Annotated in this window: 32 protein-coding genes; 19 read left to right on the top strand and 13 right to left on the bottom strand. The window is 68.5% G+C overall.

From position 1 onward, the window contains the following. Window positions 1-115 precede the first annotated feature (115 nt). Complete coding sequence (locus ACFUO4_RS45035; RefSeq protein ID WP_383496930.1) at window positions 116-1,378, top strand: ParA family protein; 1,263 nt, start codon at window positions 116-118, stop codon at window positions 1,376-1,378. Beyond that, window positions 1,375-2,397, top strand: a complete 1,023-nt coding sequence (locus ACFUO4_RS45030; protein ID WP_383496927.1) for a ParB/RepB/Spo0J family partition protein — start codon at window positions 1,375-1,377, stop codon at window positions 2,395-2,397. Before ACFUO4_RS45035 ends, ACFUO4_RS45030 begins: the two co-directional genes overlap by 4 nt. A 71-nt stretch (window positions 2,398-2,468) precedes the next feature. Here ACFUO4_RS45030 and ACFUO4_RS45025 read toward each other — a convergent pair whose 3' ends face one another. Then, window positions 2,469-3,149: an ATP-dependent DNA ligase gene (locus ACFUO4_RS45025; protein WP_383496924.1), complete on the bottom strand. Its 681-nt coding sequence runs from the start codon at window positions 3,147-3,149 to the stop codon at window positions 2,469-2,471. A gap of 212 nt (window positions 3,150-3,361) precedes the next feature. Between ACFUO4_RS45025 and ACFUO4_RS45020 the strand changes: the two genes are divergently transcribed. The 5 genes from ACFUO4_RS45020 to ACFUO4_RS45000 all read left to right on the top strand — a co-directional run bounded on the left by ACFUO4_RS45020 (window position 3,362) and on the right by ACFUO4_RS45000 (window position 9,594). Beyond that, complete coding sequence (locus tag ACFUO4_RS45020) at window positions 3,362-4,699, top strand: site-specific integrase (RefSeq protein WP_383496921.1); 1,338 nt, start codon at window positions 3,362-3,364, stop codon at window positions 4,697-4,699. Then, entirely contained in the window at window positions 4,696-6,429 is a 1,734-nt protein-coding gene (locus ACFUO4_RS45015; protein ID WP_132835628.1) for a hypothetical protein, read from the top strand. The genes ACFUO4_RS45020 and ACFUO4_RS45015 overlap by 4 nt, the downstream gene beginning before the upstream one ends. Next, window positions 6,426-8,543, top strand: a complete 2,118-nt coding sequence (locus ACFUO4_RS45010) for an integrase (protein WP_132835629.1) — start codon at window positions 6,426-6,428, stop codon at window positions 8,541-8,543. Before ACFUO4_RS45015 ends, ACFUO4_RS45010 begins: the two co-directional genes overlap by 4 nt. Continuing rightward, a complete protein-coding gene (locus tag ACFUO4_RS45005) occupies window positions 8,518-8,934 on the top strand; it encodes a hypothetical protein (protein ID WP_132835630.1) in 417 nt (138 codons plus the stop codon). The genes ACFUO4_RS45010 and ACFUO4_RS45005 overlap by 26 nt, the downstream gene beginning before the upstream one ends. A gap of 144 nt (window positions 8,935-9,078) precedes the next feature. Further along, window positions 9,079-9,594 (top strand): MarR family winged helix-turn-helix transcriptional regulator, encoded by a 516-nt coding sequence (locus tag ACFUO4_RS45000; protein WP_132835631.1) that lies wholly within the window; start codon window positions 9,079-9,081, stop codon window positions 9,592-9,594. 87 nt (window positions 9,595-9,681) lie between these two features. Here the strand turns inward: ACFUO4_RS45000 and ACFUO4_RS44995 are convergent, their stop codons facing one another. The 4 genes from ACFUO4_RS44995 to ACFUO4_RS44980 form a co-directional block, all read right to left on the bottom strand. Then, the gene (locus ACFUO4_RS44995; RefSeq protein ID WP_132835632.1) at window positions 9,682-10,107 is read right to left on the bottom strand and encodes a PPOX class F420-dependent oxidoreductase; all 426 of its coding nucleotides are present in this window, start codon (window positions 10,105-10,107) and stop codon (window positions 9,682-9,684) included. Window positions 10,108-10,185: 78 nt separating this feature from the next. After that, window positions 10,186-10,581 carry a nuclear transport factor 2 family protein gene (locus ACFUO4_RS44990; RefSeq protein WP_132835633.1) on the bottom strand — a complete coding sequence of 132 codons (396 nt, stop codon included), beginning with the start codon at window positions 10,579-10,581 and terminating at the stop codon, window positions 10,186-10,188. 37 nt (window positions 10,582-10,618) lie between these two features. Next, entirely contained in the window at window positions 10,619-11,401 is a 783-nt protein-coding gene (locus ACFUO4_RS44985; protein WP_132835634.1) for an MBL fold metallo-hydrolase, read from the bottom strand. A gap of 49 nt (window positions 11,402-11,450) precedes the next feature. After that, window positions 11,451-11,831, bottom strand: coding sequence for a VOC family protein (locus tag ACFUO4_RS44980; protein WP_132835635.1), 381 nt, complete (start codon window positions 11,829-11,831; stop codon window positions 11,451-11,453). Between the two features lie 286 nt (window positions 11,832-12,117). On the opposite strand from ACFUO4_RS44980, the gene ACFUO4_RS44975 reads away from it, so the two are divergent. Continuing rightward, window positions 12,118-12,999, top strand: coding sequence for a radical SAM protein (locus ACFUO4_RS44975; RefSeq protein WP_132835636.1), 882 nt, complete (start codon window positions 12,118-12,120; stop codon window positions 12,997-12,999). Between the two features lie 36 nt (window positions 13,000-13,035). Here ACFUO4_RS44975 and ACFUO4_RS44970 read toward each other — a convergent pair whose 3' ends face one another. Next, complete coding sequence (locus ACFUO4_RS44970; protein ID WP_013002051.1) at window positions 13,036-13,371, bottom strand: helix-turn-helix domain-containing protein; 336 nt, start codon at window positions 13,369-13,371, stop codon at window positions 13,036-13,038. 64 nt (window positions 13,372-13,435) lie between these two features. Here ACFUO4_RS44970 and ACFUO4_RS44965 point away from each other — a divergent pair, with 64 nt between their 5' ends. Continuing rightward, window positions 13,436-14,281, top strand: a complete 846-nt coding sequence (locus tag ACFUO4_RS44965) for an NAD(P)H-binding protein (RefSeq protein ID WP_132835637.1) — start codon at window positions 13,436-13,438, stop codon at window positions 14,279-14,281. Here ACFUO4_RS44965 and ACFUO4_RS44960 read toward each other — a convergent pair. Beyond that, window positions 14,164-14,742, bottom strand: a complete 579-nt coding sequence (locus ACFUO4_RS44960) for a hypothetical protein (RefSeq protein WP_383497020.1) — start codon at window positions 14,740-14,742, stop codon at window positions 14,164-14,166. The two genes, ACFUO4_RS44965 and ACFUO4_RS44960, sit on opposite strands and share 118 nt — an antisense overlap. A 181-nt stretch (window positions 14,743-14,923) precedes the next feature. On the opposite strand from ACFUO4_RS44960, the gene ACFUO4_RS44955 reads away from it, so the two are divergent. Beyond that, on the top strand, window positions 14,924-15,619 hold the full coding sequence (locus ACFUO4_RS44955; RefSeq protein WP_383496912.1) for a hypothetical protein: 696 nt from the start codon (window positions 14,924-14,926) through the stop codon (window positions 15,617-15,619). Window positions 15,620-15,671: 52 nt separating this feature from the next. Then, window positions 15,672-16,157: a hypothetical protein gene (locus ACFUO4_RS44950; protein WP_383496909.1), complete on the top strand. Its 486-nt coding sequence runs from the start codon at window positions 15,672-15,674 to the stop codon at window positions 16,155-16,157. On the opposite strand, the gene ACFUO4_RS44945 is transcribed toward ACFUO4_RS44950, so the two are convergent. Beyond that, the gene (locus ACFUO4_RS44945) at window positions 16,133-16,489 is read right to left on the bottom strand and encodes a hypothetical protein (protein WP_383496907.1); all 357 of its coding nucleotides are present in this window, start codon (window positions 16,487-16,489) and stop codon (window positions 16,133-16,135) included. The genes ACFUO4_RS44950 and ACFUO4_RS44945 overlap by 25 nt on opposite strands. A gap of 71 nt (window positions 16,490-16,560) precedes the next feature. Then, entirely contained in the window at window positions 16,561-16,875 is a 315-nt protein-coding gene (locus tag ACFUO4_RS44940) for a hypothetical protein (RefSeq protein WP_383496905.1), read from the bottom strand. A gap of 132 nt (window positions 16,876-17,007) precedes the next feature. On the opposite strand from ACFUO4_RS44940, the gene ACFUO4_RS44935 reads away from it, so the two are divergent. Then, window positions 17,008-17,487, top strand: coding sequence for a DUF6233 domain-containing protein (locus ACFUO4_RS44935; protein ID WP_383496902.1), 480 nt, complete (start codon window positions 17,008-17,010; stop codon window positions 17,485-17,487). A 34-nt stretch (window positions 17,488-17,521) separates the two neighbouring features. Here ACFUO4_RS44935 and ACFUO4_RS44930 read toward each other — a convergent pair whose 3' ends face one another. The 4 genes from ACFUO4_RS44930 to ACFUO4_RS44915 form a co-directional block, all read right to left on the bottom strand. Continuing rightward, complete coding sequence (locus tag ACFUO4_RS44930; RefSeq protein WP_383496899.1) at window positions 17,522-18,925, bottom strand: pentapeptide repeat-containing protein; 1,404 nt, start codon at window positions 18,923-18,925, stop codon at window positions 17,522-17,524. A gap of 101 nt (window positions 18,926-19,026) precedes the next feature. Beyond that, window positions 19,027-19,374, bottom strand: coding sequence for a hypothetical protein (locus tag ACFUO4_RS44925; protein ID WP_383496896.1), 348 nt, complete (start codon window positions 19,372-19,374; stop codon window positions 19,027-19,029). Between the two features lie 125 nt (window positions 19,375-19,499). Next, window positions 19,500-19,706, bottom strand: coding sequence for a hypothetical protein (locus tag ACFUO4_RS44920; RefSeq protein ID WP_383496893.1), 207 nt, complete (start codon window positions 19,704-19,706; stop codon window positions 19,500-19,502). Window positions 19,707-19,736: 30 nt separating this feature from the next. Continuing rightward, window positions 19,737-20,114 carry a DUF6233 domain-containing protein gene (locus tag ACFUO4_RS44915; protein ID WP_383496890.1) on the bottom strand — a complete coding sequence of 126 codons (378 nt, stop codon included), beginning with the start codon at window positions 20,112-20,114 and terminating at the stop codon, window positions 19,737-19,739. A 169-nt stretch (window positions 20,115-20,283) separates the two neighbouring features. Between ACFUO4_RS44915 and ACFUO4_RS44910 the strand changes: the two genes are divergently transcribed. The 7 genes from ACFUO4_RS44910 (at window position 20,284) to ACFUO4_RS44880 (ending at window position 25,439) form a co-directional block, all read left to right on the top strand. Further along, window positions 20,284-20,877: a CAP domain-containing protein gene (locus tag ACFUO4_RS44910; RefSeq protein ID WP_383496887.1), complete on the top strand. Its 594-nt coding sequence runs from the start codon at window positions 20,284-20,286 to the stop codon at window positions 20,875-20,877. A gap of 246 nt (window positions 20,878-21,123) precedes the next feature. Beyond that, the gene (locus ACFUO4_RS44905; protein WP_383496884.1) at window positions 21,124-21,567 is read left to right on the top strand and encodes a DUF6313 family protein; all 444 of its coding nucleotides are present in this window, start codon (window positions 21,124-21,126) and stop codon (window positions 21,565-21,567) included. Further along, a complete protein-coding gene (locus tag ACFUO4_RS44900) occupies window positions 21,564-21,878 on the top strand; it encodes a hypothetical protein (protein WP_383496881.1) in 315 nt (104 codons plus the stop codon). Before ACFUO4_RS44905 ends, ACFUO4_RS44900 begins: the two co-directional genes overlap by 4 nt. Window positions 21,879-21,900: 22 nt before the next feature. Continuing rightward, window positions 21,901-22,956, top strand: coding sequence for a pentapeptide repeat-containing protein (locus ACFUO4_RS44895; RefSeq protein WP_383496879.1), 1,056 nt, complete (start codon window positions 21,901-21,903; stop codon window positions 22,954-22,956). A 622-nt stretch (window positions 22,957-23,578) separates the two neighbouring features. Continuing rightward, window positions 23,579-24,334, top strand: coding sequence for a hypothetical protein (locus ACFUO4_RS44890; protein ID WP_383496876.1), 756 nt, complete (start codon window positions 23,579-23,581; stop codon window positions 24,332-24,334). 170 nt (window positions 24,335-24,504) lie between these two features. Continuing rightward, complete coding sequence (locus ACFUO4_RS44885; RefSeq protein WP_383496873.1) at window positions 24,505-25,083, top strand: hypothetical protein; 579 nt, start codon at window positions 24,505-24,507, stop codon at window positions 25,081-25,083. Then, window positions 25,080-25,439, top strand: a complete 360-nt coding sequence (locus tag ACFUO4_RS44880; RefSeq protein WP_383496870.1) for a hypothetical protein — start codon at window positions 25,080-25,082, stop codon at window positions 25,437-25,439. Before ACFUO4_RS44885 ends, ACFUO4_RS44880 begins: the two co-directional genes overlap by 4 nt. The last annotated feature ends 352 nt before the right edge of the window (window positions 25,440-25,791 follow it).

Raw genomic sequence — 25,791 nt, 5'->3', positions numbered from 1 at the left:
CGCTCCTGTGCCGTAGGGGCACGGCTGGGTGGGTGATAACTCAGTTATCACCCGACACGGGACAACGCAGTCGACCAAGGCACCTGAGCGACCGTGAAGTTAGTAAGCTCACCCCATGGTTACCCCTAGCCCCTCCGGAGACAGGGAGAAGGTTGTCTCCAAGCTGCCGTCATGGTTGCGCCGGGACCTGAAGGTCCGTGCCGCCCAAGTCGGCGTGGACATTCAAGATGCCGTGTCCCAGGGCATCGAGATGTGGCGCGCTTCCAGTGACGACCTCCCGGCGGTCGACACCGCCGGCGGTGTGGCGTGGTCGAGTTGGCTGCCCCATGGCCAATGGTCCGAGCTGAAGGAGACCTGCACGGAACGCGGCATCCCCCTCGTGCAGGGACTCGCTCAGTCCATCGAACTCTGGCTACGGCAGCACTCCGGACCCGCAACGACGCCCTACACACGGCGACTTGTTGTCTGCAACCAGAAGGGCGGCGTAGGGAAGACCGCAATCGCAGCCGGGATCGCGGGAGCCTGTGCGGAGGACTCAGCGCTGCAGGTGCCGGTCGCTGCCGAAGCCGTGGCCATGCTGTCCGACGACAAGGCCGCGGACAGCGACCTCCCCGGCGAAGCCGAGGACCTCCTCCAGAAGGACGAACTGCACCCCGGCTTGGGCCTACGTGTCCTGCTTGTGGACTACGACCCGCAGGGCCACCTCAGCAAGCAACTCGGGATTCCCCTCATCCCTATCGACTCCCCCAGCCTGGCGAAGTACATGGCTGGCACAGAGCGCGCCGGCACAGTCCGCGACCTCATCGCCAAGGTGGACGACGACCGGTTCGGCGGCAGACTGGACATTCTCCCCGCCTGCGCCGACGCCTTCCTGCTCGACATCATGATCTCCACGGACCGCAACCGCCAGGCCACGCTGGAGCGCGTTCTCGAACCGCTGGAAGCCGACTATGACGCCATCGTTGTCGACTGCCCTCCCAGCCTCGGAGTCGGCATGGACGCGGCGATCTACTACAGCCGCCGCCGCGACGACGAAGCTCCCGGCAACTCGGGTGTGATTATCCCAGTCCAGGCTGAGGACTCCTCCGGTGATGCCTTCGTTCTGCTGCTCGATCAAATCGAGTCCGGCAAGGCGGACTGGCGCATCCAAGTCGACCACCTGGGCCTGGTCGTCAACCTCTACGACGCCCGTGACGGCTACGTCGTCACGTCCTCACTAGAAGCATGGAAGGGCATGAAAGAGCCGAAGGTCGTCGGTGTCATAGGGCGTCTGAAAGACCAGCGTGAGGCCGTCAGGAATAAGCGGGCCTTGGTGTCCTACGCCCCTGCCTCGCAGCAGGCCAAGGTAATCCGCCGCATCGCCAGGGAGATCGTGTGAGCAACCACCAGACCGCAGCCACCCGGGTCGGCGCTCCCTCGTTCGGAGCCCCGCTCAGCAGCCGTGGACAGGCCCTCGCTCACGTCATGGGGGACCCGACAGCAGTCACGTCCCTCTCGCCGGCCGACATCAGCTTCAACCCAGACAACCCCCGCGAGGAACTCGGCGACGTCAGCGATCTGGTCGCGAGCTTCACCGAGGTCGGGCAGATCGTGGCCATCACGATCGCCAGCGCCAAGGCCTACCTGGCAGGCAGGCCCGACCGGCACGACTACCTCGAAGCAGGAGCCAAGTACGTTGTCATCGATGGCAACCGGCGACTTAAGGCCGCGAGGGAAGCCGGACTGAAAGCCATCAAGGTCACAGTCGAAGACACCTTCGCCAGCACCGACGAAACCCTGCTCGAAGCGGCGTTCATCGCGAACGCCCAGCGCAAAGACCTGAGCGAACTGGAAGAGGCGCAAGCCCTGCGCCGACTGGTCGACTTCTACGGCTCGCAGCACAAGGCAGCAAAGCGCCTCGGCATGAGCCAGCCCCTGATCAGTCAAAAGTTGTCCCTGCTCGCTCTCGCGCCCGAGCTGCAAGCGGACCTGGAGGCCGGCCGCCGCAACGTGTCGCACGTGCGCAGCCTCGCCAGCCTCCCGCCGGAACAGCAGCGGGAGGAGGCCGACCGCCGCGCTCAGGCTGACGCCAACAAGAAGAAGGAGCGAGCTGCCAAGCAACCCGCAGCCGAGGCGGGTGATAACTCAGTTATCACCCCGCCCGCTCAGGCAGCTCCCGCGGCAGCCGAACCGGCGGGTGATAACTCAGTTATCACCCCGAGCATCGACCGTCCGTCCGTGCCTACCCAGGGCACAACCGGCGAGACACTCTCCGACCCGGCCAGCCAACCCAAGCGGTTTCCCTACGGAGACGGAGTGTCCGCCGCGCATCTCCTCATTCACAAGATGCCGTCAGCGGAGTTCAGCAAGATGCTCGACGTCCTCCTCGCACACAGTTCGAAGCAGTCGCCCAACTGATCAGCCGCAATGCGACATGGGCGGGGCCGGTCTCGATTCGAGAGACCGGCCCCGCCCATGTTGGTGGACCGTCAGGCAGCCGCGCCGAATGGGGGTACGTCGTCAGGTCCCATGTCCGTGCGGATACGCGTAAGCCTCGTCGGGTGACGCCACCGCCCGGCCGCATCCTTGGCGACGTCGACCGCGACTTCGGCGACCATCTCAGGCACGACCAGGAGCACGGACAAGTGCTCCCGGGAGCCCCATCCCGCGCTGAAGGTGCGCCCTGTCCAAGGGTGACCAGCGTCCGCAGCCCGCAGCTGGTCGCTGAGACTGCGCCGGACAGCCGTAGGCAGTGTCGTGGTGCGGCCGGTGTACCGGAAGCGGCCGCTCGCGTCGTAGCGGCCCAACAGTGCCGTGGCGGGCGCCCGCAGACTGCCCGTAACCGCGCCTACGATCGCCTCCGTGGTCTGTCGGGCCTTGTACTTGCTCCACCCGCGCCCGCCCGGCACGTACCGTCCCGCCAGCGGCTTGAACACCAGGCCCTCGATGCCGACGGCCGGGAAGTCGGCAAGCCACGCGGCAGCCTGCTCAGGGTCGGTCGTCGTCGGGCACAGCGACCACGGCGCGGCCAGTGCGTGCTCGCGGAACAGTTGCTCCAGCGCGATGAGACGCTCAGCGAGTGGACGGCCGGTCAGATCCTGTGCGTGCAGACGCAAGACGTCGAATGCGATCAGTTCCCTGTTGAATCGGCGTGTTGAAGCCGATCTCAAGGGACGTGCGTGTGGCCAGATGGCGGGTGTTTTGGGCGCGGGAAGGCGTTACGGCTTCCTCGGAACGTGTGCGTCGACTGATCGGGCGGGAGGGCCTTGCCACGGGAGCGGCGAAGGTGGAGATCAGACCAGGAGATCCGATCATGTTGTCGCCGGACTACCGGGTTGATCCCATACTGATCCGATTCTTGTGCAGGTCAGGCTTTTCCCGCTTGGCACAGGAGACGAAGCGGAACTACACCGACGACTACAGAGTGTTCTTCGACTTCCTGTGGGCGCGGGGCAAGAGTTGGCGTGACGCCGATGCTGATGATCTGTGGGACTTCGAGGACTGGCGAACACGCTCGTCGCGCAATCCGGGACGGATTGGTGGGGCTCGGTGGAACCGCGGCCTTGCGGCGTTGACCCGTCTGTACGGCTGGGCTGTGTCAGCAGGCGTGGTGGCCTGCAGCCCGGTGGTGACACGGACGGTGCGAGGCCGGTTCGGCGGCCAGGTCCAGGTGGCCGAGGCGCGGATCGCGCACGCGCGGACGAGCAATGTGCACTGGCTGACGCCACGAGCGTTTCGCCTCTGGGTTGATGTGGGCCTTCGGGGACATGACACGTACGGGGTCCCATCCACTGTGTGGAGGGGGCGGCTGGAGTCGCGCAACACGGCCTTCGCAGAGTTCCTGTTCTCCTCGGGGGTGCGCCTGACTGAGGGAGGCACGCTATTGACGATCGAGATGCCGCGGCTTCGGCTGGATGCTGGCGGGTTCTACCCCGGGCGTCTGGCACGGGAAGTGACCAAGTCCAAGCGGCCGCGGACCTTCTACGTGGCGGCTCCCGTCGTGGCGGCTGTCGAGGGTTACGTGGAGTCGTCCCGGGCGGCAGCGGTGCGCCGGGCTCAGGCGTTGGGCCGTTACGAGCGCCTGCCGGTGCGCAGGGTGGTGACGGCGGTGACCGGGTTGCGGGAGCGGGTGCTGCACTGGCGCGATCAGGACAACCAGTTGGGACGGACGCCACTGGCCTCGGCGTCCGTGACGGAGCGGATGACGATGTTTCGGGAGGGCCAGGAGGGGCTGGAGCCGTTGTGGCTGTGGTTGAACGAGTCGGGGCTGCCGTTGCGGCCGGCATCGTGGGAGAACGTCTTTCGGGCCGCATCGCAACGGTGTGTGGACGTGCTCCAGGGCCGTATGACGGAGCCTCCGGTGTGCACGCCGCACATGTGCCGGCACTCCTTCGCGCTTCACATGCTGGTCGTCCTGCACTACGTCGTGGACCGGCGAATGGGCCTGAGCGCTGAGGAGCGGCGGGATTTCCGGCTGCTGTACGGAGATGTGTGGCGGATGGTGCAGGACCTGCTGGGGCACGCCCAGGTGGAGACGACCCGGGAGATCTACTTGGCCCCCGTGTCCGATCTGCAGTTGCGGGCGCTGCTGGCCGACCCGAGCCCGGTCGACCCTGGATTCGGTGCGCCCTCGCCGGACTGGGTGACAGGGCTGCTGGCACGGATCGCCCGCGAGAGCGAGGGCATTGTGGATCTGGACGAGCAGTTGGTGCGGCGGTGAGCGGCCGCGGGCGCAAGGCGGCCCTGCCCTCGGAGGAGCATCATCGGCCCGTCATCCGGAGGGCGGATGGTCTGGTGGTGCGGCATGAGGACGGACGGGGCCGCTCTCGGGTCTACGACTTTGCAGAGCTTCCGGTCGCTGAAGGGCTGCAGCAGATGTGGGCGATGTTGTTCGCGGCGCGCTGTCGGCCCGGTGGCGGCTGGGAGTCGGTGCTGTCCAGCAAGTCGATGTGGCTCAACCTGAGGCGCTTTGCCTTCTTCCTGGCCGCGCAGGAACGGGCGGACGCCGTGAGCGCGGGGGTGTGGAACGCCTACCGGATGGCTCGCCAGCAGACGGCCACTGGCCGCAACGAGGTGGCAGTGCTGGCTTCGTTTCTGCGTAGCGACCCCGCGTTGACGGCGTCAGCGCGGGAGGCGCTGTCCCGGCGGGTCATGCGGCTGCCCGCAAAGGAGGAGGCGCTTTCTCCCCAGGAGTTCGACCAGGTGCGCGCGGCGGCACGCCGCACCTTCCGCGCGGCGGTTCTGCGCATCGAGCACAACGCCGCCTTGCTCACCGCATGGCGGTCCGGTGCCTGCCAGCAGGGATCACCGGACTGGTTGGTGGGAGAGGTGCTGGACGCTCTCGCCCAGACCGGCCGTCTGCCTCCATGGGAGGTGGACGGGTACGTCCGGGTGCCGTACCGGTACGGCAAGGCGCTGGGCGGCGGCGGAGTGGTGGCGGCTTCGCAACGGCTGTTTCTCAGCCCGGGGGAGGCGGCCGCGCTGGCGGTGCTTCTGGTCGCGGAGTTCGGGTTGAACGCCACCACGGTGTCGGACCTCCGGGTCCCGCGCATCGTTTCCGCGGCCGCGGAGAGGGGCCCAGGAGCGGTGTACCGGCTGGAGCTCGAAAAGCGCCGCCGGGGAAACCGGTTGAGCACCGAGACCCGCAACCTGGCCGACTGGGGTGCCGATTCCCCGGGCCGGCTGATCACGCAGACGTTGCAGGCGACCGGTCCTGCCCGCACCTGCGTCGCGGCAGCAGGCGGCGATGCGGGGCGATTGCTGATCTGGCGGGAGGCCACCGACAGCCGCCGACGTTCCACATGGCAGGGGCTGAGGGTGGGACCATTCGGGCTCGGGCTTGCCGACAACCAGGTGGACCGGTGGGGGCGTTCACAGGGCTGGCCTGGATCGCCGTTGCGCCGTATCCGCCGCACCGTCAACGTCCTGCACCGCCGGGAGCCGGGACAAAACAGCCAGGACACCCATGACGTGGTCTATGTGCTGCGCGAGCCACAGGCCCGGCAGGCCGCAGTGCCCGTGATCGCTGCCGCTGCTGCGGCTGCGGTCGAAGCGGCCCGGACCACGCTCGTTCGAGCCCGGCTCACCGATGCCGGCGACCTGGGCGATCAGATGACCGTGATCGCCGACTGCGTGGACTTCACGCACAGCCCGCTGACTCCCGAGACCGACGGCTGTGCGGCGTCGTTCATGATGTGCACCGCGTGCCCCAACGCCCGCGTACACCCGGGCCATCATGCCCGGCTGGCCCATCTGCACCGCGCGATCAGCAACCTGCGCGCCGTGCTGCCGCCCGAGAGCTGGGAACGCGACTGGGGCCCGGCCCTCGCCCGGCTCGAAGACCTGCGCAACCGCATCGGCTCCGGTCCCTGGCAGCACGCCCTGGCCCGGGTGAGCGACGCCGACCGCGACGTCATCGACTCACTGATGAAAGGCGACTTCGACCAGTGACCTTCGTACCGCAGCCACCAACCGCAGCCGCCGCCCCGATCTGGGCGATCAAACCGGACCGAGTGGCCGCCTCCTGGCGCGGTCCGCTGCCACGCTACGGCGATCCCATCTGGTTGCTGACGCCCCTGGATGACAATCCGGCCGGTCGAGCGCACCGCATCGTCTGGGACGGCTACCCCGACGTCCTGCGCGAGGAGTTCCGCTTACTGGTCTGGCTGTTGATCAACCGGCGCCTGCCCGACGCGTTCCTCGCCAGCCGCGCCCCGTCCTGGCGCTCACGCCCCAGCTACGCCGGCATCTATTACACCCACTTGGCTTGGTTGCGCCTGGCCAAGTGGCTCGCCCGGCGCGGTACCACCACGCTGCGGGCCTGTCAGGCGGACGTCTACGACGCCTACTTCGACGACGCGATCAGGCCAAGAGGACTGGATCGCACCCAGGTACACAACGAACTGGCCGCGTTCACGCGGCTGTGGGCCCTGGACGCCACCTCGCCCCGCCCGGCCGGGGTCGGCGAACCGCCCTGGGCCCATGACGATGACGAATACGTGCCTTCGGCCCGCCCTGGCGGAGAGAACACCACGGAGCCGATCGCCCCGGCCACGATCGGCCCGCTGCTGGTGTGGTCCCTGCGTCTGGTCGAGGACTTCGCCGCTGACATCCTCGCCGCGACCGAGGCGCACCAGCGATTACTCGCCCGTGCTGCCCACGCCAGCGCGACGCCGGAATCCCGGGACCGGGTGGAGTCTTACCTGGCACGCCTCGCCGCGGACGGCCAGCCGCTGCCCACCCGGACCCGGACCGCAGGCGCGCCAACCCTGGCCACCACCTACATCAGCGCGCTCACCGACGCCACCGAGCACCAGGTCCAACGCGCATGCCAGAAAGCGCCGTGGCCTGCTTACCTGCGCAACCACCCTGGCACCAGTCCGCTGCCCGTGGAGATCACCGCACAAGTCGACCGCCAGCCGTGGACCGACGGAATCGACTTCCACGACATCGCGGACCTGCGCCGTCACCTGGCCACGGCAGCCTTCGTCGTCATCGCCTACCTCACTGGAATGCGCCCGGCCGAGGCGCTGTCCCTCCACCATGGCTGTTGCACACCTTCTGCCGACGGCCCAGCCCTGCTGCACGCCCGCACTTTCAAGACCACCACCGGTACGGACGGCACCCACGATCCCTCAGGCCGGCGGCGCGAGACGCCCTGGGTCGCGATCCCCCCAGTCACCGACGCTGTCCGCGTGCTGGAGAGCATGGCCCCGTCCGGCAGCCTGCTGTTCGATGCCGCCCACCACACCCAGCGTCGGCACCATTCCCGGCCGAAGGCGCTCACCGTAGAGGCGATGCGCGAGCGCCTCGCCGCCTACGTCGACTGGACCAACACCGTCGCAACCCGCCTTGGCCGGCCCCACGAACGTGTCCCGCCCGACCCACACGGTCCGCTCACCCCGCGCCGCCTGCGCCGTACCCTGGCCTGGCACATCGCCCGCCGCCCCGGCGGCCTGGTCGCCCTCGCCGTCCAGTACGGGCACCTGCGCACCGCCCTGTCAGCCGGATACGCCTCCCGCAGCCGCGGCGGCATTCACGACCTCCTCGACATCGAGACCGCCCGCGCCACCGCCGACACCCTCGCTCGCCTGCACGACGACCTCGCCACGGGCGCCGGGATCTCCGGTCCCGCCGCAGCCCGCGCCATCCGCTCCGCCTCGCACGGACCAGCCTTCGCTGGCGTCCTGCACACTTCCCGGCAGGCCCGTGAACTCCTGGCCAATCCGTCCCTGGCCGTCCACGACAACCCGCACGCCTATCTCCTGTGCGTCTACGACAGAGACAAGGCCCTGTGCCATCGCACCGGTCCGCGCCCCGATGCACCGCGACTCGACGTCTGCGAACCGCTGTGCGCCAACATTGCCCGCACCGACCAACACGCCCGCACCCTCATCGCACACGCCGCGACGCTGGAACACCAAGCAGACTCGCCCCTCACCCCGCCACCGCTGGCCGCCCGCCTGCGCCACCGAGCTAAGCGCCACCGCGACATCGCCGCCCAGCATCACCGTGACCGCACCACCCAGGAAGCGACCCGTGACACCCGCGCTCGACGAACGTAACCGCATCCGCGCCGCTATGGAACGCATCCTGGCCGGAGTCCCCGAACACTCCAACGGCGCCCTGACCATCGTCGCCCTGGCCGCCGAAGCCCAAGTCCCCCGCAATGCCCTGACCCAACGCCACCTGGATCTGAAGAACGACTTCTACGCCCAGGCCCGCGCCCGCGGGCAGACCCCCGACAGCGAGAAACGGCTGCGCCAGCAGATCCGGCGCTTGAGGGAGCTGCGCGCGGTGGACGCCGAAGAGATCGCCCAGCTCAAGGCCGACGTTGAAGCACTGGTCGGCGCCCTGCACCAGGTCACGATGGAAAACAGCCACTTGCACCAGCAGCTCACCGACCGCCATGCCACCGTCCGCACATTGCCGACGCAGACCACGCTCGGCACATAGCAGGCCCTTCGCCACCGACCACCGGCTGAGACCTTGGCTTCAACCCGTCCACGTCGGTACGTACACCCGGCATTCGCGGAGAGTCCCGATACCGGTGACCTACAATTAACTGTCTATGGAAGATAATTCTTTGGAAGATGAGTGATGGCTGACGCTGACCTGAAGCTGCTGTACCGGGAGCTGGTCTCGCTGGAGATCGAGTTGTGGGGCGGCATCGAGGAGCGGTTGCGGACGGAGTACGACCTGGCGCTGACCTCGTTCGAGGTGCTGCACCTGCTGTTGAGGCGGCCTGGACGGCGGATCCAGGACATCGCGGAGGAGTTCTCGATCACGGTGGGCGGTACGAGCAAGGTTGTCGACCGTCTGGAGGCGGCGGGGCTGTGCGGGCGGAGGGCCAATCCGAACGACCGCCGTTCCTCGATCGTCGAGCTCACCCCTGAGGGGCAAAAGCTGGTGGAGGGGGCGCTGAAGGTCTTCGAGGAGGAGTTGGAACTGCGGATCGGGTCGGTGATTGCCGAGGAGTCGGTACGCGAGGTGACCGCGGTCCTCAGCACTCTGCGGGCGGCCGGGCGTGCTCTGGACGCGGAACGGAAGGCCGCGGGTCAGACGCCGGTTCCGGCGATGCGGGCGCCGAGGCCGCCCGGCGGGTCGGCCTCGTGAGCCGGGGCGTCTCGGACACGGCAGTGGGCGGCTGGTGCGGGGCAGATGACCATGCTCGTCTGCCCCGCACCAGCCGCCCATTGGCGTTCAGTCGGCGATGCCGTTGAAAGCGATGACTTTGTCGATGTGGGCGCGGACGAGGAGGTTGCCGGGGCCGCCATTGCGGGCGGCGTACTCCTGGGTGCGCTCTTCGCCCATGTAGCGGGCGCCGAGGAGGCCGCCCCAGTGCAGCATCTCGTCGGGGTGCGTGGAGGTCTCGGCGTGTCCTTGGAGGATGACGAACGCGTATGGGGGGTGGTCGTCGTCGATGCAGAGGGCGAAGCGCCCGTCGCGGGCGAGGTTGCGGCCCTTGACGCCGTCCTTCTCGGTGGTGAGCACGATGTCGTCGCCGTCGAGAAGGAACCAGACAGGTGTGACGTGCGGGCTGCCGTCGGCCCGGACGGTGGACAGTTTGCCGGTGCGGGTGCCGTGCGTGACGAATGCCCGCCACTGCTCGTCAGTCATCTTGCGCATGCGATGCCTCTCGCTCTGGTGGGGGCTGTTCGTCGTGTCCTGCGGCCGGCCCGGCCGCAGGACACGACGAAGTGGGGGTCAGCGGCCCCAGAAGGCGTCCTCGGCGTTCTGGTCGCCGGAGAAGAGCCACATCTCGGTGATCTTGCCGTTCTGGAGGCGCAAGAGATCCACGCCGTCCATGGCCATGGACGTGTCGCCGCGGCGGCCTGTGAAGTGGATGGTGGCGGTGACAAGGTCGCCGTTGCCCATCAGGGAGTGGATCTTGTCGATGGCGAAGGTGCCCTGGCTGGCCTCCATCATGCCGCCGAGCATCTGGAAGACGGCGCCCTGGCCCTTGTGCTCGCCGGAGAACTGGTTGGCGCCGGGCTGGTGCCAGACGATCGCCTCGTCGAGGAGCTCGCCGAGGGTGGCCATGTCGCCGGTCTGCACGGCCTGGAAGTAGGTGCGGGCGATGTCGATGTTCGTGCTGGTCATGGTGTGTGTTCTCCAGAGTGTTGTGTGGGGACGGCTGTTAGCGGGCGAAGTCCAGGCATCCGGCCAGGCCGGCGTCGGTGAACGCGGTTTCGATCTCTTTTCGACCTTCGGTGAAGTGGGCCCAGCTGTCGAAGTGGGCGGGGACGACCCGGCGGGCGCCGAGCGTCTTCGCGGCCGCGGCGCCCTGGGCGCTGTCGAGGGTGAGCAGGGCGCCGTCGAAGGCGAAGGGCATGCGGGCGCCGCCGAGGAAGAGGATCGCGGTGTCTACCGGGGCGAACCGTTCGGCGATCTCCTTGACGTGCTCCAGGGCGGCGTTGTCGCCGCTGACGTAGACCGGAGGCAGGTCGTCGCTGGTGAGCATGAAGCCGATGACGTCACCGGTGATCGGTTCACAGCCGACGGGGCCGTGCCGGGCGGGCACGCCGGTGACGGTCACGGTGCCGGCATCGGGCCGCCCGAGCTCGGCGGTCTGCCAGACGTCCAGCCCGCGGGCGTTGCCGCCCAGGCGACCGGAGCCGCTGAGCGTGGTGAACACGACGGGAACCTCGGACAGGTAGGTGCGCCCGGCGTGGTCGAGGTTGTCGTCGTGCTCGTCGTGGGAAAGCAGGACGGCATCGACGCGGCCCAGATCGGCGGCCGTGACGGCGGCAGGGGCTGTCTTGACGAACCTGTGGTCACCCGGGAGCGGCATGGGGTACTCCCCGGGCGGGTCGAAGGTGGGATCGGTGACGAACCTGAGCCCGCCGTACTCGATCACGGTGGTCGGTCCGCCGTAGACACGGACGGGGATCTGTTCGCTGGTGGCGCTGGCGCCGGGCATCGGAAACCTCCAGGCGGATTAGGGGCGGGACGCGGCCCCGCGGAACCGGTCAGGGGGCGGGTGCGGAGAACACGCCGAAGTGGTTGCCCGCCGTGTCCCGCAGCCGGGCGAAGGTGAAGCCCGCGGAGTCGGAGACCGGCGCCATGAGCACCTCAGCGCCCAGTCGTTCGGCCTGGGCGACGGTCGCGGCGACGTCCTGGACGACGACGTAGAAGACCGCGTAGTCGGGGAAGCCGCCTTCCGAATCCCACACTCCGCCGGCCGGCTGCTGGGCACCCGGTGTCATCACCGAGTGGTAGGTGACGCCCGGGGTGTTGGTGTTGAGGACGTACTTCCAGTCGAAGAGCTCGCCGTAGAACTCCTTGACCTTCTCGGGCTGGTCGGTGCCGAACTCGAACCAGGCGACCGAGTTGAAGGCGGGAACGGTCATGACACTCACTCCTCACCCCATACCGGGGGCGCGCAGAAACTCTCTGAGATGGATTGGACTCGATGGGTGACGGCGGCTCTGCGACTCGGCGAGCCGACCCGTGGGAAGCGTGACCGCGAGCCTCGATCAGCTGTCACCCAGCCAACCATTTATGTTCCATGGAATCAACTTCCTGGGATTATTGTTCCATGGGTGTGGGTCCGGCGGCGTCCCGCCGGCCGTCCCATGGACAGCTGAGGAGCCCGGACGCCCAAGCGGACGGTGAACGGCAGGAAGGAAGTCGGCCATGGAACCGGTCGAGATCGAGGCAAAGACTCTGATCCAGAAATCGAAGACACCGTCGAACGACTACGTCATCAACCCCTACACCGGATGCGTGCTGGGCTGCGCCTACTGCTTCGCCTCCTTCGCGGGGCGGCAGTTCGGCCGGTCCGTCAAGGAGTGGGGCGACTACCTGTACGTGAAGAAGAACGCGGTCGAGCTCGCCCGCACCGAGCTGGCGAAGATGCCGCAGGACAAGCGGCAAGGCACGATGCTGCTCAGCTCGGTCACCGACCCCTACCAGGGCCACGAGACGAAGTACCGGCTCACCCGCGGCATCCTGCGCGAACTGCAAGCGGTCGGCTACCCGGGCCTGGTGCGCATCCTGACCAAGTCGCCCGTCGTCACCCGCGACATCGACCTGCTCACCAGTCTGCCGCGCGCCGAGGTCGGCATGACGGTGACCACCACCGACGACCAGGTCAGCCGCTGGCTGGAGGTCCGCGCCCCGCTCGCCTCCCGCCGCCTGCGCACCCTGGCCGAACTCAACGAGGCCGGTATCGCCACCTACGCCTTCGTCGGCCCGCTCCTGCCCCACTTCGCCACCCAGCCCGAACTCCTCGACGACCTCTTCGGACAGCTCGTCGAGGCCGGGGTGGGCGAGGTGTTCATGGAGCACATCAACCTCAAGCGCTACATCCTCGAGCGCATGGACCAGGTCCTTGCCGACGAGCCCGAAGAGGTCCGCGAGGCGTACCTCCAGGCGCGGACCAAGGAGCACCGCGAACAGCTCGACGCGATCGTGGCCGAGCTGCTGGACAGGCACGGGCTGCGGCTGCGCTTCGAAGAGGTCGTCCACCACGACGACAATGACGCCCTGCGGGCAAGGCTCGCATCCTCAGCGTGACCATGACCGTCACCAGGTCGCTGGGCCAGGCGTACGTCAGGCGGTGACGCCGGACTCGGGATCCGGCACCGCCATGGCCCACGTCCCCATGGCCTCCAGGACCTCGCGCAAGCCCTCGCCGAGAGGAGTCAGCGCGTACTCGACGCGCGGCGGGATCTCCGCGTAGGTCGTGCGGGTGACGATGCCGTGCCGCTCGAACTGACGCAGTCGACTTGTCAGAGTGTGCGGACTGATGCCGGGCAGGGCCTCGCGCAGCTGGTTGAACCGGTGCGGGCCGTGGAGCAGCTCGCGCACGATCAAAGTGGCCCACGGGCCGTTGAGCAGCGTGAGGAACCGGGCGACACCGCACTCAGGCAGACAGGGATCAGTCACAATTTCGACCGTACCCCATTAGTGCAGTTGATGTAACTGGTGCATCACATGCACTAATGGCGTCATGACCTACGTAATTCATGGCGCCACCGGCGCCCAGGGCGCCCCCGTATTCGCCGCTCTCGCCGCCGCGGGCAAGACCGTGACAGCCCTGACCCGCAACCCCGACGCCGTCGTGCCCGGCGCGCAGCGCGTCCTGATCGCCGGATACTCCTCCGCTGCCGACCTGACCGACGCCTACCGAGGCGCCGAGGGAGTCTTCATCCACTTGCCGGTGGCCCCGGAGGAGGACCGCCAGACCTACGCGCACAACGTCCTCACCGCCGTTCGCGAGGCCCGGCCGGACCGCGTCGTGTTCTCCACCAGCGGCTTCCCCATCGATCCCGCCATCGGCGGCGCCGCCGCGACCCTGGCCGCCGGCCTGTCCGACGGCGGCGTGTCCCACGCGGTCATCGCGCCCGAGCTCTACCTCGAGAACCTGCTCATGCCGCACGTCATCGGCTCCGTCCGCGAACGCGGCGTACTGCCCTACCCGATCCGGGCCGACTTCCCCGTCTCGTGGGCCTCCCACCTGGACATCGCCGACGCCGCCGTCGCCCTGCTCGACCGCACGGACGTCACCGGCGTAGTCTCTGTCGGTCAGTACCCGGCCATCACCGGACCGGATCTGGCCGAAGCGTTCGGCGCCCGACTCGGACGGCGGGTGGTCTTCGACCAGATCACCCCCGAGGAATTCCGCACCGCAATGACTCCCCTGATCGGGGCGAGCGCCGCCGCTGACATCGCAGGCGCCTACCAGGCAATGAGCGCCATGCCCGGCCGCTCGATCGCCACGGAGACCTCCGCCCAGAAGCTGCTGGGAGTCACCCCCCGGACCACCAGCCAGTGGCTGGCCGACATCGACCTTTGACCACAACCGCTGTCAGCTCCCGCCGAGTTCGCCAAGGGTTGGCAGGCCGCCGTATTCGACGGGCGGCCTGCCAACCCTTCAACTACTGTCCACCGCCCGGGCCAGGACCGCCTCGACTTCAACACGCTGAACTTGACAGAGAACACCAGATGCGCCGGCCAGTCCGCCGCCGCCCGGGCTGCACCCGCGCCGCGGCGGTGCATGCGCTGCTGGAGGCGCTCGAACGCGAGCCGTCCCGCTTCCCACACCACCAGCTCGCAGTCGACGGCTGTGTCGGCGGGCAGCTGCTCCACCGCGTGCGCGATCTCCGGGAACGGGGCGGCCAGGTCCCGTCCGTTACGGCTGCGTACGGCGATATGGCCGTCGGCCCACCGTCCTGCCAGGGCGCGATAGCCGTCCCACTTGAGCTGCGCTGCGCACCCGGCAGGCAGGGCCGGGTCGTTGACCGGTACGGCCCGCATCGGTTCGGGCAGCGACCAGGCGGGCGTGGGTGAGGGCATGGTCAACGTCTTCCACTCTCACCAAGCATCCTCGGCACAGGCCCCCCGGACGGCCGCACAGGGCGTGGATCGCGCTACCCCCACGCTAGGAGTTGATCCAAAACAGCGCGGTATGTCCGCAGGTGCGGGTTGAATGCCGCGCATGGACCTTGTTGAGGGCAGCATCGCGGCTGCTGCCGCGTTCTTCACCGGCTGGGCTGCATACAGTGCCAGGGATGCCGCGAAGACAGCCAAGGAGGCTGCCGAGTCGTCAGACCGCAACGCGCAGACAGCGAACCGGACGGCGGAACTGGCGGCTCAGACCGCCGAATCGGTTGCCCAGATCGAGCGGGACCGCTGGCACCGCGAACTCACCCCTCGCCTCCGCGTACGTGTCGACCTCTCCGGCTCCAACCAGGTACTGATCCTGCGATTCGACGGGCCCGGGGAGCTGGGACGTCTGCACATCACCTTGAGCATCCGCGACGACCGTGACCGCTCCGAGGACCCGGTGCTGGGATCGGATACCGACGAACAGCGCGCGGCGCGAGAAGCAGTGATCTGGGGGCCCCTGCGGTTCCGCTACGGGGTCGACCAGGCCGACTCAGCAGAACGCACCGCTGGCCCCTTCAGCCTGGAGGCTCACGACGAGCGGAAGGTCGCTGTCCAACCCAGCATGCGTCCACGCTGGTATGACGGTGCGGAGGGCGAATTGCGGTGGGAAGCCGACTACCGCTACCAGCGTCCCCTGCGGCTGTGGGCCGACTGCGAAGCCGAAGGGCATAAGCCGTGGCGCCTGGCCTTCGAGGTGTCCACCACGAGCGGCGAGTGGGCCGTGCCGGACACCGGCACGGGATGAGGTCACGCGGGCGGGGACGTGCCGCTGGTCGCAGTGGGTCGTTCTGCCAGGCATGACCTACTACCAGCTGTCCCGCCCCGTCCCGCCCCCGCAACCCGACCAGCCGCCCCGTGAGCCTTTCCCCGGAGAGGCCGCGGCTCTTGAAGCGACCGCCGCCGCCGGCCTGCGGGCGGCGAACTGGCTTCGCTCCCTGCCCGGCCCGGCAACCGGGAACTGGATCGCGGGAGATCTGGCCGATGCCGTCCAGGAGGCCACCAGCAGCCTGGACCCCGCAGACCGCGACGAGCCCGACCGCTGGGGGGAGGCCGGCGTACCGGAAGTACTCAGGAACCGGCTCGACATCGCGCTCAGCCTGCCGTACGTCGATTGGCTCGCTCCCGCACACAAGGCTGCCGTTCTCGCCATTACAGGCTGCGTGCTCGGCGTGCCGAAGATCGTCGCCAACGATCCCGTCGCCGCTGTAGAGAGCCAGCTAGCGTCGATGTGCGCGATTCTCGACAGCGCGCTCCTGCATCAGGCAGGGCCAGGAGCCGTATAGGTGATGCCGACGTCCCCGGCGGACGTTGCGGCCAGAGCCACCACCTTCCAGACCGCATCGGGTACACCAGGCCGGGGGCCGTTCCAGGAGTCGTTCAGGAGATCCACGGTCAACGCCACGGCCGTGCCGTCCGGCCCCTTCGCTGAGAACTTCACCTGCTGCGCCGTCCACGGGTTGTCGTTGACGCCGGCGAACTGCACTTCGGCGTGGTACGCCTCGAAGCTCTCTCCGTCGCGGATGAGGGTGAGGCTGCCCGGTCGGAGGTGGAGACCGACGTGGACCTGGGTGTCTTCCTGTACGGCGACGGGTTCGCCGGTGGCGCTCAGTTCCACGCTGCTCTCCAAGGGGATGAGGTAGCGGATGGTCAGTTACGACAGGCAGATGGGCGACCCTGAAGACCGGGTCACAGACCGGCGAGGACGACCTCGTCCAGGACGTCATCGAGGGCCACGGCGACCGTTTGCCGGACTGCCGAACTGGTGCCGCTCAGGCCAGCGAGGATGGCGCCCCAGTGGGCCAGAACCGGGGCGAGACGCCCTGCGGCTCCGTCGGGGCCGACGGCCCGCAGCCCGGCCCGGATCGCCTCAGCGCTCACGCTGCCATCAGCCCGGGTCACCGTCGCCAGCGCCCGCTCGGTCCCGTCCGGCACCCACGCCCCGGTGTCGAGATCCTGCCGGAGCTCCGCCAGCGCGGTCAGCACAGCCTCAGTCGTCGCCATGTGCTGACCCTACGTAGGCTGACCGGTCATGGGGAACGGCAGCAGGGCACGCGACGCAGGACGGGACTGGTCGTGTGCCGAGGGACTGCCTCCGTTGCAGTCGCCGTCACGGTCACCGCGTCGGGGGCGGATATGAGCGCCGCTGATCTGCCGCAGGTGCGGGTGCTCCTGCCGGACGGCCAGGAGGTCCGGGCCCGGCTGCATGCGCGCCAGGAGTTCCCCGTGGGCGGGTGGATGTACTGGGTGGGCATCGCGCTGTGGGCGGACGTGCCGGAGTCGGAGAGTGTGGAGCCGCGGGAGTATCGCGTCTGGCTGACTGCTGATCAGGCCCAGCCCGTCCCGGGCGTCTCCTACGATCTGGTCCCCACCCGTGCGCTGCGCCCGCAGGCGCCGACTGCTCAGGCGTCGGACCGGCGGGCGTGGAAGCTTCAGCACCAGGCGGCGGCCGGCGGGCGGCCCGCCTCGGTCGTCGTCCACGTGTGGGACTGCCCGGAAGCCCCGGCCGCCGGGGAGGAGCTGGACGTGTTCGCTGCCCTCGATGAGCTGCGGCGGCCCGGCGCCCAGGCCTGCTCTGAGTGCGGCGCGGACGTCGCCCTCGGGCCCCTCGCCTGAAAAGTCGCCAGCCCGTCGGTCGTCACCCTGTGAGTCAGGACCAGGCCGCCGACAATCTCAGCCCTGCTGGCAGAGATGCCGCGCTCGGAGGAACCAGACCCGCTGGCGGTACGCCAGTCGCCCAGTCGAAGTCGACCGTGCCGCCGGAGAATTGCGCCTCGCTGAAGTCGACCGTGTCGCTGAAGAACGACGCCTCGCTGAAGTTGGCCGTGCCGCCGGAGAACTCTGCCCAGCTGAGGTCGACCGTGCCGCCGGTGAATTCCGCGTTGCTGAAGTTGGCCGTGCCGCCGGTGAATTTCGCGTTGCTGAAGTCGGCCGTGGCGCCGGAGAATTCCGCGCTGCGGAAGTTGACCGTGCCGCCGGAGAACTCCGCCCAGCGGAAGTCGACCATGCCGCTGGAGAACCTCGTCTGGCTGAAGTTGACCGTGCCGCCGGTGAACTCCGCGCTGCGGAAGTTGACCGTGCCGCCGGAGAACCTCGTCTGGCTGAAGTCGGCCGTGCCGCCGGTGAACTCCGCGCTGCGGAAGTTGACCGTGCCGCCGGAGAACCTCGTCTGGCTGAAGTCGGCCGTGCCGCCGGTGAACTCCGCCCGGCCGAAGTCGACCGTGCCGCCGGAGAACTCCGCCCAGCGGAAGTCGACCGTGCCGCCGGAGAACTCCGCTCCGTTGAAGTAGACCCAGCCGCCGGAGAACGCCACTCCGTTGAAGAGGACCGTGCCGCTGGAAAACTGCGCCCCGCTGAAGCGGACCGTGCCGCCGTAGGAGAACTCCACGCTGGTGAAGTCTCCGCCGTCGAAGACGACGCCGGTGAAGTCGAAGTTGTACCCCCGCCAGGAGCGTGGGTCCCGCGGCAGCAGGCGCAGATGGTCGGTGATGAGTCGAATGATCGTGTGCCGGACTTCCCGTAAGGCCATGTAGGCATGCCGGGCATCTGTGTCGTCGGCAGGCACCGCAGATTCGGCGGTGTATGGCAGGCGCAGGTAGGCGCACAGTACGTCGATGCAGGTTTGGCGCAGTTCGCGGGTGGGGGCGTCGTCGGCGAGTCCGGCCAGGGCGTGCACGCCACCGAGGCGGACTGCGGCGGATTCCTCGCCGAGCTGGGAGACGGCCGTGGTGAAGCGTTCGGTGTGCAGGCGGGTGGCATCGCGCAGCGCGCCGTCCTCGTCGACCCGCTGGCGCCGGTAGGCGACGACCAAGGCGACCAAGGCGCCCGCCCCGGCGACCACGCCGAAGGAGAGCTTGACCAGGTCGAAGAGGGTCGTGGAGTCGATGCGGTGCTCGGGCTTGAGCCCGCGCACGTTCAGCAGGTCCCACCCGGCGAGGAACACGCCGCCGGCGATGGCGAGCGCGGCGGCGAAGGTCAGGGGCAGGACGATCCATACGTGCCACAGGCGCAGGCCGCGCCGCTCAGCCCGGCGTCCGGGCGGGGAGAGTCTCACGAGAGACAGGACGGTCCACAGCCGGGCGGCGGTTCGCAGTACCCCTGCCCGAGACTTGGCGTCCTTTGCTGGTCAGCCCCGCCCGGTATCTGGGGAGAGGCCTAGCGGACCTTCTTCAGGCAGGTCTGCGGGACTTGACCGCCTCGGACGACCTGCCAGAGGTGACCGTCCCGGCCGCATTTGTGATACGCCGGGCCGCTCTCGGTCCGGGCGATGGCGGCCACGCAGGAGGTGACCCGGTCGCCCTTGTGGAGGTAGTGATCCACGGGGGAGTTTGGCGACGCGACCGACCCACTTGCCGGGCGTCGTACGGCGACCCGCTTGCCCGTGACCTCCCACTGGGTGGTGCACGATGCGGCGGCTGGCGTCTTCTGCGGGGGCGCGGCAGCGGCGGCCTGCGGAGCGACGGCGAGGCCCGCGAGGACGGCCGCAACCGCGGCCAAGGTCATCAATCGGTTCATGATCAGGCAACTGCCGTGATCACCCGGCCCGTCACGGCCTGAACCCCAAGATCACCCGGCGGTGGGGCGCCTCGCACAGGAGGGCGGCGCACCGCCCGCCGCAGTCCGCGCTGTTACTTCCGGGTGTTGGTGTGGCGCACGTTGGAGCTCCACGCCGCCATGACCGGCTCGGCGCACCACTGACACAGGGGGAAGCCGCCGTTGCCGAATCGGTGGGTCTTGCGCTGGCAGCCGGCGCACGATCCGACGTCGCTACCGGAGCAGACCAGCGCGGACGGGTCGGGCTCGCTGATCGGGGGCGGGGAAGTGGGAGTGGTCATCGGCGGCGGTCCTGTGGCTCGAGAGGGTGGTCAGTGCACTGTGGTCAGACGTGGGGCCGGACGCGGGGATAAGCCGAGGATGCCCAGGCGCGTGTCGGGCTGGCAGTGCGTGCAGCCGGGCAGTCCCTCGGCCAGCAGACGGCGTGCTTCGTCGCGGCCGACCGGGCGCCGGCGCTTGCCCACGGCGTAGCAGTCGCCCGCATGGACCTGGACGGGCGGGCGCCCGTCACCGATGCCGAGTTCGACGACCCACTCCGGCGGCGCAGGCCGCGCACGACGACCCTGTTCTACCTCGCGCGCCCGCTGCTCCGTCGCCTGGATCTTGGCGTCTATCCGGCGCAACCAATGGGCGTGCCAGACACGTAGCGTCTGGAGCCGCGGCAGGTCATCAGGCAAATCATCGAACACACATTTGATTCTACGTGCCGGGCCCCGTGCACCACCCCAAGAGCCGGGTCTCCTCGTCGGACGTTGAGCGTGTGCCATCGAACCTTGACGAGCAGTAGTCCGTGCGGACGGCGGCAGCCCTGATGGGCTACGCCCCGCAACCGGCCGGATCGATGTGCGTTGAGCAGGCATGATCCTTTCCCTGTCTCCTGCTCCCAAGCATGGTGTGTGCCGTGGCATCGTCACCTTGCTGGCGTGCGCCGTGCTGATGGCGGTCCCGGTGCCGGCGGGGGCCGCACCCGTCGCATCTGCCACCCAGACGTCGACCACCGCCGTGAAGAAGTCTTCTGACTTCCCGGATGTCGACTGGATCGTGTGCGAGATCAACAAGGAACGCGCGGTCAACGGCGTCCCCGCATTGACGATCGTCGACCGGGCCTCCACCGTCGCCAAGGCACACGCGGCCGACATGTTCCAGATGAACAAGCTGACTTCGATCGGCAGCGACGGCCGCACCCTGCGGGACCGCCTGACCGACGCCGGCATCTACTCCCGCCTCATCGAGGAGTTCATGTTCTACGGATACAAGAACAACGAGTACTTCGCGGACATGGCCACTGACAACACCCCGAGCAACACCTTCTACAAGGCTCTGATGAGCCAGGACATCGCCGCCTTCGGCATGGGCGAGGACAACATGTACACGGACGTCATCCTTCTCGGCTATCACCGCAGGCTGGTCCAGCGCGATGCGGTCTGTGAGGACTCCGCCTCCCTGGGGTGACGCCGATCAGGTCGCACGCTGCCAACGCGCGTGGTTGCCCGGCGAGCGGGCGCAGCGCACGCAAAAGGCCGGCACCCCTCAGTCCGCCGAAGCGGGTGGCACGGGGTACCGGCCAACAGCTTCATGCGCGGTAGTCGTCGGCACGTACACCGAGTCCCGGCGTTCCACAGAGACGTCACGCCAAGTGCCGTTACGGAGGCTGCCGTTCGCCTGCCAGACGCGCGGCATGTCCCCTACCGTGATCGTGTGTCTGCACCACCTTCGCCTCCGCCGCCGACAGGGCCCCCGCCCCCGAGCCGGTGGCAACAGGCGCGGGCGCGATGGGCCGACCGCCACGCCCTGCCGCGCTTCGGGTTCTGGCTCCTCAGCCGCGGTGCCACCGTCATCGGCCTCTGCGTACTGCTCTACGTCGTCAACGGCTTCGCGAACGGCTGGACGCTGGCCTATGAGGTCATGACCGCCATCACCTCGCCCGCCGACGACACCGTCCCCTGCCCGTGGTGCGCCTGGCCCCTGTCCCTCGCCGGCTGGGCCGTGGTCCCGGCCGTCATCGGCGCAGCCGCCGGCTACGTCATCACCGAACAGATCCAAACCCACCACGCCCGCCAGCTCGGCGACGTCCTGGACGAGCTGCGCCGCCTCGCCGAACAGCCCGGCAGCCCGCCCGGATCATCCGGGAGCGGCCCGTGATCACGTTGCATGAGGCATTCGAGCAAGGCAGCGCCGACGTCAAGGCAGCCATCCAGGCTTTCGGTGCCAGCCACCAGAGCACGGAGCCGGAGTCCGAGTGCCCGCCACCCGAGCCGGACTGGAAGACCGCAGAGAAACACTTCACTCAGCTGACCGAGGTCATCATGGGCGCCGCCATCCCGCACCGGCCAGATCGGACAAGCATCGTGCGCCGCGCTGAGCACGAGGCCATCGCCTTCCTGCTCGCGGTCACCCAACAGACCAATTTCCGCTGCCCCATCTGCGTCATGCGACACCGGAGCCCGCAGTGAACCCCCGGCCTACCCTGGAGGCGTGGTGACGGACGCCGAACGCAGGGCACACGCAGCCCGCCTACGCGGACTGCTCTATCTCGCCTGCCCCGACGCCTCACCTGAAGGAATTGAGGGCACGGCGAGGGCTATCGCCGAATCCCCAGACAAATTCCCCCACACCGCGGTGCCGCAAGCCGCCCTACTTGCCGCGCCTGCCGAAGGCCAGCGCACTTCGCGACGGCAGGACCTGTCCGGTGCGGACCTGTCCGGCGCGAACCTGTCCGGCGCGCGCCTGTCCGACGCGAACCTGTCCCAGGCGGACCTGTCCGGTGCGGACCTGTCCGGCGCGAACCTGTCCGGCGCGCGCCTGTCCGACGCGAACCTGTCCGACGCGCGCCTGTCCGACGCGCGCCTGTCCGACGCGCGCCTGTCCGGCGCGAACCTGTCCCGCGCGAACCTGTCTGACGCGAACTTGTCCCGCGCGAACCTGTCCCGCGCGGACCTGTCTGACGCGGACTTGTCCGGCGCGACTCTGTCCGACGCGGACCTGTCCGGCGCGATCCTGTCCGACGCGATCCTGTCCCGCGCGGACCTGTCCGGCGCGCGCCTGTCCGACGCGATCCTGTACCGCGCGGACCTGTCCGGCGCGATCCTGTCCGGTGCGGACCTGTACGGCGCGACTCTGTCCGACGCGAACCTGTTCCGCGCGAACTTGTCCCGCGCGTACCTGTACGGCGCGTACTTGTCCCGCGCGAACCTGTCCGGTGCGGACCTGTCCGGCGCGACCCTGTCCCGCGCGACCCTGTCTGACGCGAACCTGTCCGACACGGATCTGTCCGGCGCGACTCTGTCCGACGCGAACGTGTCCGACGCGCGCCTGTTCCGCGCGAACGTGTCCCGCGCGAACTTGTCCGGCGCGATCTTGTCCGGCGCGATCTACGTGGAGCTGGTTTGGTCTGAGAGGACGGTTTGGCCCGCTGATGTTGCCCAGCAGATGAGGGAGCGCTCTGTGCCCATCGGCAACGGTCAGTGGCAGGTGCAGGGGTCTGGTTCCAGCGGAGCCGAGGTGGTTCTACCACCCATACCCGTCCGCTGATGCCCACCGTTGCTCGTGCCAGGGCGACCCTGCACAAAAGGCCGGCACCCCTCAGTCCGCCGAAGCGGGTGGCACGGGGTACCGGCCGAAGCGAACCTCCGAAGAGGAACTAGCACCAGCATAGCCCGCCGCAGCACGGCCCACGGGCGCCGCGCTGCGGCTCTCTGACGCCGTCTCGGGCCCGGGGGAGCAGCGAGGGCGCAGCAGGCGCCACAGGGCGCAGCAAGGTCCCTTATTTCGCGGGGTGGGCGGGGCGGGGTGCGCCACCGGCCGCCGCCACGCGCGGCACGGCCCGCTCCGCGGTCCTGCGGGGCGCCTCCGGCACCCCGGCGCGTGCTGCGGGCGACTCCGTCGCCCTTGCCGATGCTGCTCCGCAGCTCCGGGCGTCCCGGCTCCGCCGGGAAAACGGCCGGTACCGCACCCCGCCCCGACTACCCCGCGAAATAGGGCCCGGTAAAGCATTTCCGCCCCAGAAAATGAAATAAAAAAGATCCACTCAATCGGCCTTTTCGGCCCCTATTCCTTTGAATTCGGGGCGTCGATTCGGTATTGTTTCTCTTGTCGGAAGGGAGTGGCACCCAACCGACAAAGCGAACCAAGCACCGAAGCGAAAAGGAACACAATGGAACAGCACGCCCGTTACGTCATCGGCACGCGTGAAGACTCCGGGATCTACCCCGTTGCAGTCGACGGCTACCCCGCCGGAACCGTTCACCGCCGTCACGGCAGTTGGTTCCCGACCATGCCCGGCCACAAGCTGACCGGCCGCAGCACCAGCCGGGAAGGCGCCGCCGAACTCCTCGTCGCCGCCGTCGACCAGGGCAAGCGACCCACCGTCCCCCTCACGGCCGTACGCCCCCACACGCCCCGCGCCGTGGACGTCGCGCACCGCAGCTACACCTACCTCATCCCCTCCCTGCGCCCCACGCTCCCCAACGTGGTGCGGGCCGCCGAAGCCATGGCCCGGCTCACAGAGCTCGCCTGGAAGCCCCTCCAGGGCTACCCCGGCGCTGACCAGCCCTGGATGATGGAGTGCCAGTTGTGCGGGTGGGAAGGCCGACGCTTCTGGTCCCACCTCCGAGGCCGCAACGGCGACCCCACGCCGCGCCCCATCACCCGGCACCCCGGATGCATCCCCGTCGCCGAACACGCAAAGCGCATCGCCGAATTCGCGGCGTACCTCACCATCACCTGCGAATGCGTCGCATTCCAACACCCCACCCACGTCGACGACGCGCGAGAAATCCTCAAGACCCTCAGCCATTCCCCCGCCGCCACGATGCCTTACGCACGGGCAATCCTGGAGCCCTGCACCGCCTCCAGCGTCCGGGCAATCGTCCTGCGGGAAGCACTGAATTCCCTCACCGCAAAGAAGTAGGCACGCGCACACCAGCGGGAGGCCCGAACCGGGCCTCCCGCCCCCGCCCGGCGAGCACTCCGCGCCGCCGCCCGGCCACCCTTTCCCGCGCCCCGCCGCGAGTTGAGCCGCCCCAAGCGCCCGCTCCTCGCCGCTCTCTGCGCGCAATCCAGCACGCCCAAGGGAATTCAGTGATCCCGGTAAAGAGCACCGAAGAACAGCGCCTCCACTACACCCGCGCCATTATCGAGAAGTGGGAAGAAGCCACGCCCGACCAAAAGCGCCGTGGTCGCAAATGGTACGACGTCGCCCACGAATTCGCCCTAGAAATCTCGGGAGGAGACGCAACGAAAGGGGCGGGCGTATTGGCCGCATTGTCCGCCAACACATCGTGGGCCGAAAACTGCCGACTCGCCCGAAAGGCATTCACCGAAGGAGTCGCAACCGGACACGTCCGAGACGCACTCACCAAAGCAAATCGCATCATGGCGGGAACCGACCCCGCCGAAGTGCTCCCCATGAAACTCAAAACCGGCTGGTTCTACCTCTGCATCGAAAACCCAGAACACCCCGAATCCGTCGTCATCGACCGCCACGCCCACGACATCGCAGTCCGCAAGGTCTACGGCCAACGCGACCGAGGCCTAGGCGCACAGGGCCGCTACAACACGCTTGCCGACTGCTACCGAGCCGCCGCACAGGCAATCGGAGAGATCCCCAGCCGAGTTCAGGCAGTCACATGGGTAGTACATATCGAGAGGCAATCATGAACGTCATCACCTGCGTCGAATGCAACGGCACGGAGACATTCCGCGTACGCCCTGACAAGGCATTCGAATGCCCCCAAGGACACGAAATCACCGCCCGGGACATCCGATTGGACGGAATGAACGTCTGGGCCGTTGATGCCTCAGGAACTCTCGGGTACGTTGTCCACCCAGTCTTTTCGCTCGAAGTAATCGCGGAATCGCTGGACAACCTAGAAGCCTCAGACTGGTGCCCCGACCCTGAGTACTCGGCCCGCTCTGCACTCGATACGGCGCTGCACGCCTGCCTCGATTACGTGGCTGCGTACCGCGCAGGACTGGTTCAATGCCTAAGCGGGCCTGAGGAATTGGAGAGGTGATGCCACCTCACCCTAGATTCCATCCGGGACAGGTTTTGACGCACCTTCACTGGGCAGATAGGGTGTGGGCGTTGAGACCAGAACCGATCCGGGCAGTAACTCTGACACACAGCGGAGTTACTGACAGCCCGTCAGGTTCGGCAGGCGCCTACGCTCCGCTACGGCACCGGCCTCCTGTAGGAGCCGCAGGCCAGATCGCGGAGCGATCAGGCCTCTGATCTGCACGGAGTGCAGATCAAGGGTGGGGAGCGCGGAGCGACTCCCCACCCGCCCGGACGGAGTCCGGGCCCGCCGGCGCTTTGCGCCGGAACCGCCGCGTAGCGGCGGCGCGTCGCGTTCGCGGAGCGAACCG

Origin of the sequence: Streptomyces sp. NPDC057280, from assembly GCF_042668605.1 — a bacterium.
Taxonomy (GTDB): Bacteria; Actinomycetota; Actinomycetes; order Streptomycetales; family Streptomycetaceae; genus Streptomyces.
The sequence above is the reverse complement of the archived record's forward strand: the minus strand, read 5'-3'. Positions and strand labels throughout refer to the sequence as shown.

Excerpts from the sequence above, each read along its gene's own strand:
- ACFUO4_RS45035 (WP_383496930.1), top strand. The coding sequence starts at position 116 with ATGGTTACCCCTAGCCCCTCCGGAGACAGGGAGAAGGTTGTCTCCAAG.
- ACFUO4_RS45000 (WP_132835631.1), top strand. The coding sequence starts at position 9,079 with ATGGCTGACGCTGACCTGAAGCTGCTGTACCGGGAGCTGGTCTCGCTG.
- ACFUO4_RS44995 (WP_132835632.1), bottom strand. The coding sequence starts at position 10,107 with ATGCGCAAGATGACTGACGAGCAGTGGCGGGCATTCGTCACGCACGGC.
- ACFUO4_RS44990 (WP_132835633.1), bottom strand. The coding sequence starts at position 10,581 with ATGACCAGCACGAACATCGACATCGCCCGCACCTACTTCCAGGCCGTG.
- ACFUO4_RS44985 (WP_132835634.1), bottom strand. The coding sequence starts at position 11,401 with ATGCCCGGCGCCAGCGCCACCAGCGAACAGATCCCCGTCCGTGTCTAC.
- ACFUO4_RS44980 (WP_132835635.1), bottom strand. The coding sequence starts at position 11,831 with ATGACCGTTCCCGCCTTCAACTCGGTCGCCTGGTTCGAGTTCGGCACC.
- ACFUO4_RS44975 (WP_132835636.1), top strand. The coding sequence starts at position 12,118 with ATGGAACCGGTCGAGATCGAGGCAAAGACTCTGATCCAGAAATCGAAG.
- ACFUO4_RS44965 (WP_132835637.1), top strand. The coding sequence starts at position 13,436 with ATGACCTACGTAATTCATGGCGCCACCGGCGCCCAGGGCGCCCCCGTA.
- ACFUO4_RS44960 (WP_383497020.1), bottom strand. The coding sequence starts at position 14,742 with ATGCGGGCCGTACCGGTCAACGACCCGGCCCTGCCTGCCGGGTGCGCA.
- ACFUO4_RS44955 (WP_383496912.1), top strand. The coding sequence starts at position 14,924 with ATGGACCTTGTTGAGGGCAGCATCGCGGCTGCTGCCGCGTTCTTCACC.
- ACFUO4_RS44950 (WP_383496909.1), top strand. The coding sequence starts at position 15,672 with ATGACCTACTACCAGCTGTCCCGCCCCGTCCCGCCCCCGCAACCCGAC.
- ACFUO4_RS44940 (WP_383496905.1), bottom strand. The coding sequence starts at position 16,875 with ATGGCGACGACTGAGGCTGTGCTGACCGCGCTGGCGGAGCTCCGGCAG.
- ACFUO4_RS44935 (WP_383496902.1), top strand. The coding sequence starts at position 17,008 with ATGAGCGCCGCTGATCTGCCGCAGGTGCGGGTGCTCCTGCCGGACGGC.
- ACFUO4_RS44925 (WP_383496896.1), bottom strand. The coding sequence starts at position 19,374 with ATGACCTTGGCCGCGGTTGCGGCCGTCCTCGCGGGCCTCGCCGTCGCT.
- ACFUO4_RS44920 (WP_383496893.1), bottom strand. The coding sequence starts at position 19,706 with ATGACCACTCCCACTTCCCCGCCCCCGATCAGCGAGCCCGACCCGTCC.
- ACFUO4_RS44910 (WP_383496887.1), top strand. The coding sequence starts at position 20,284 with ATGATCCTTTCCCTGTCTCCTGCTCCCAAGCATGGTGTGTGCCGTGGC.
- ACFUO4_RS44890 (WP_383496876.1), top strand. The coding sequence starts at position 23,579 with ATGGAACAGCACGCCCGTTACGTCATCGGCACGCGTGAAGACTCCGGG.
- ACFUO4_RS44880 (WP_383496870.1), top strand. The coding sequence starts at position 25,080 with ATGAACGTCATCACCTGCGTCGAATGCAACGGCACGGAGACATTCCGC.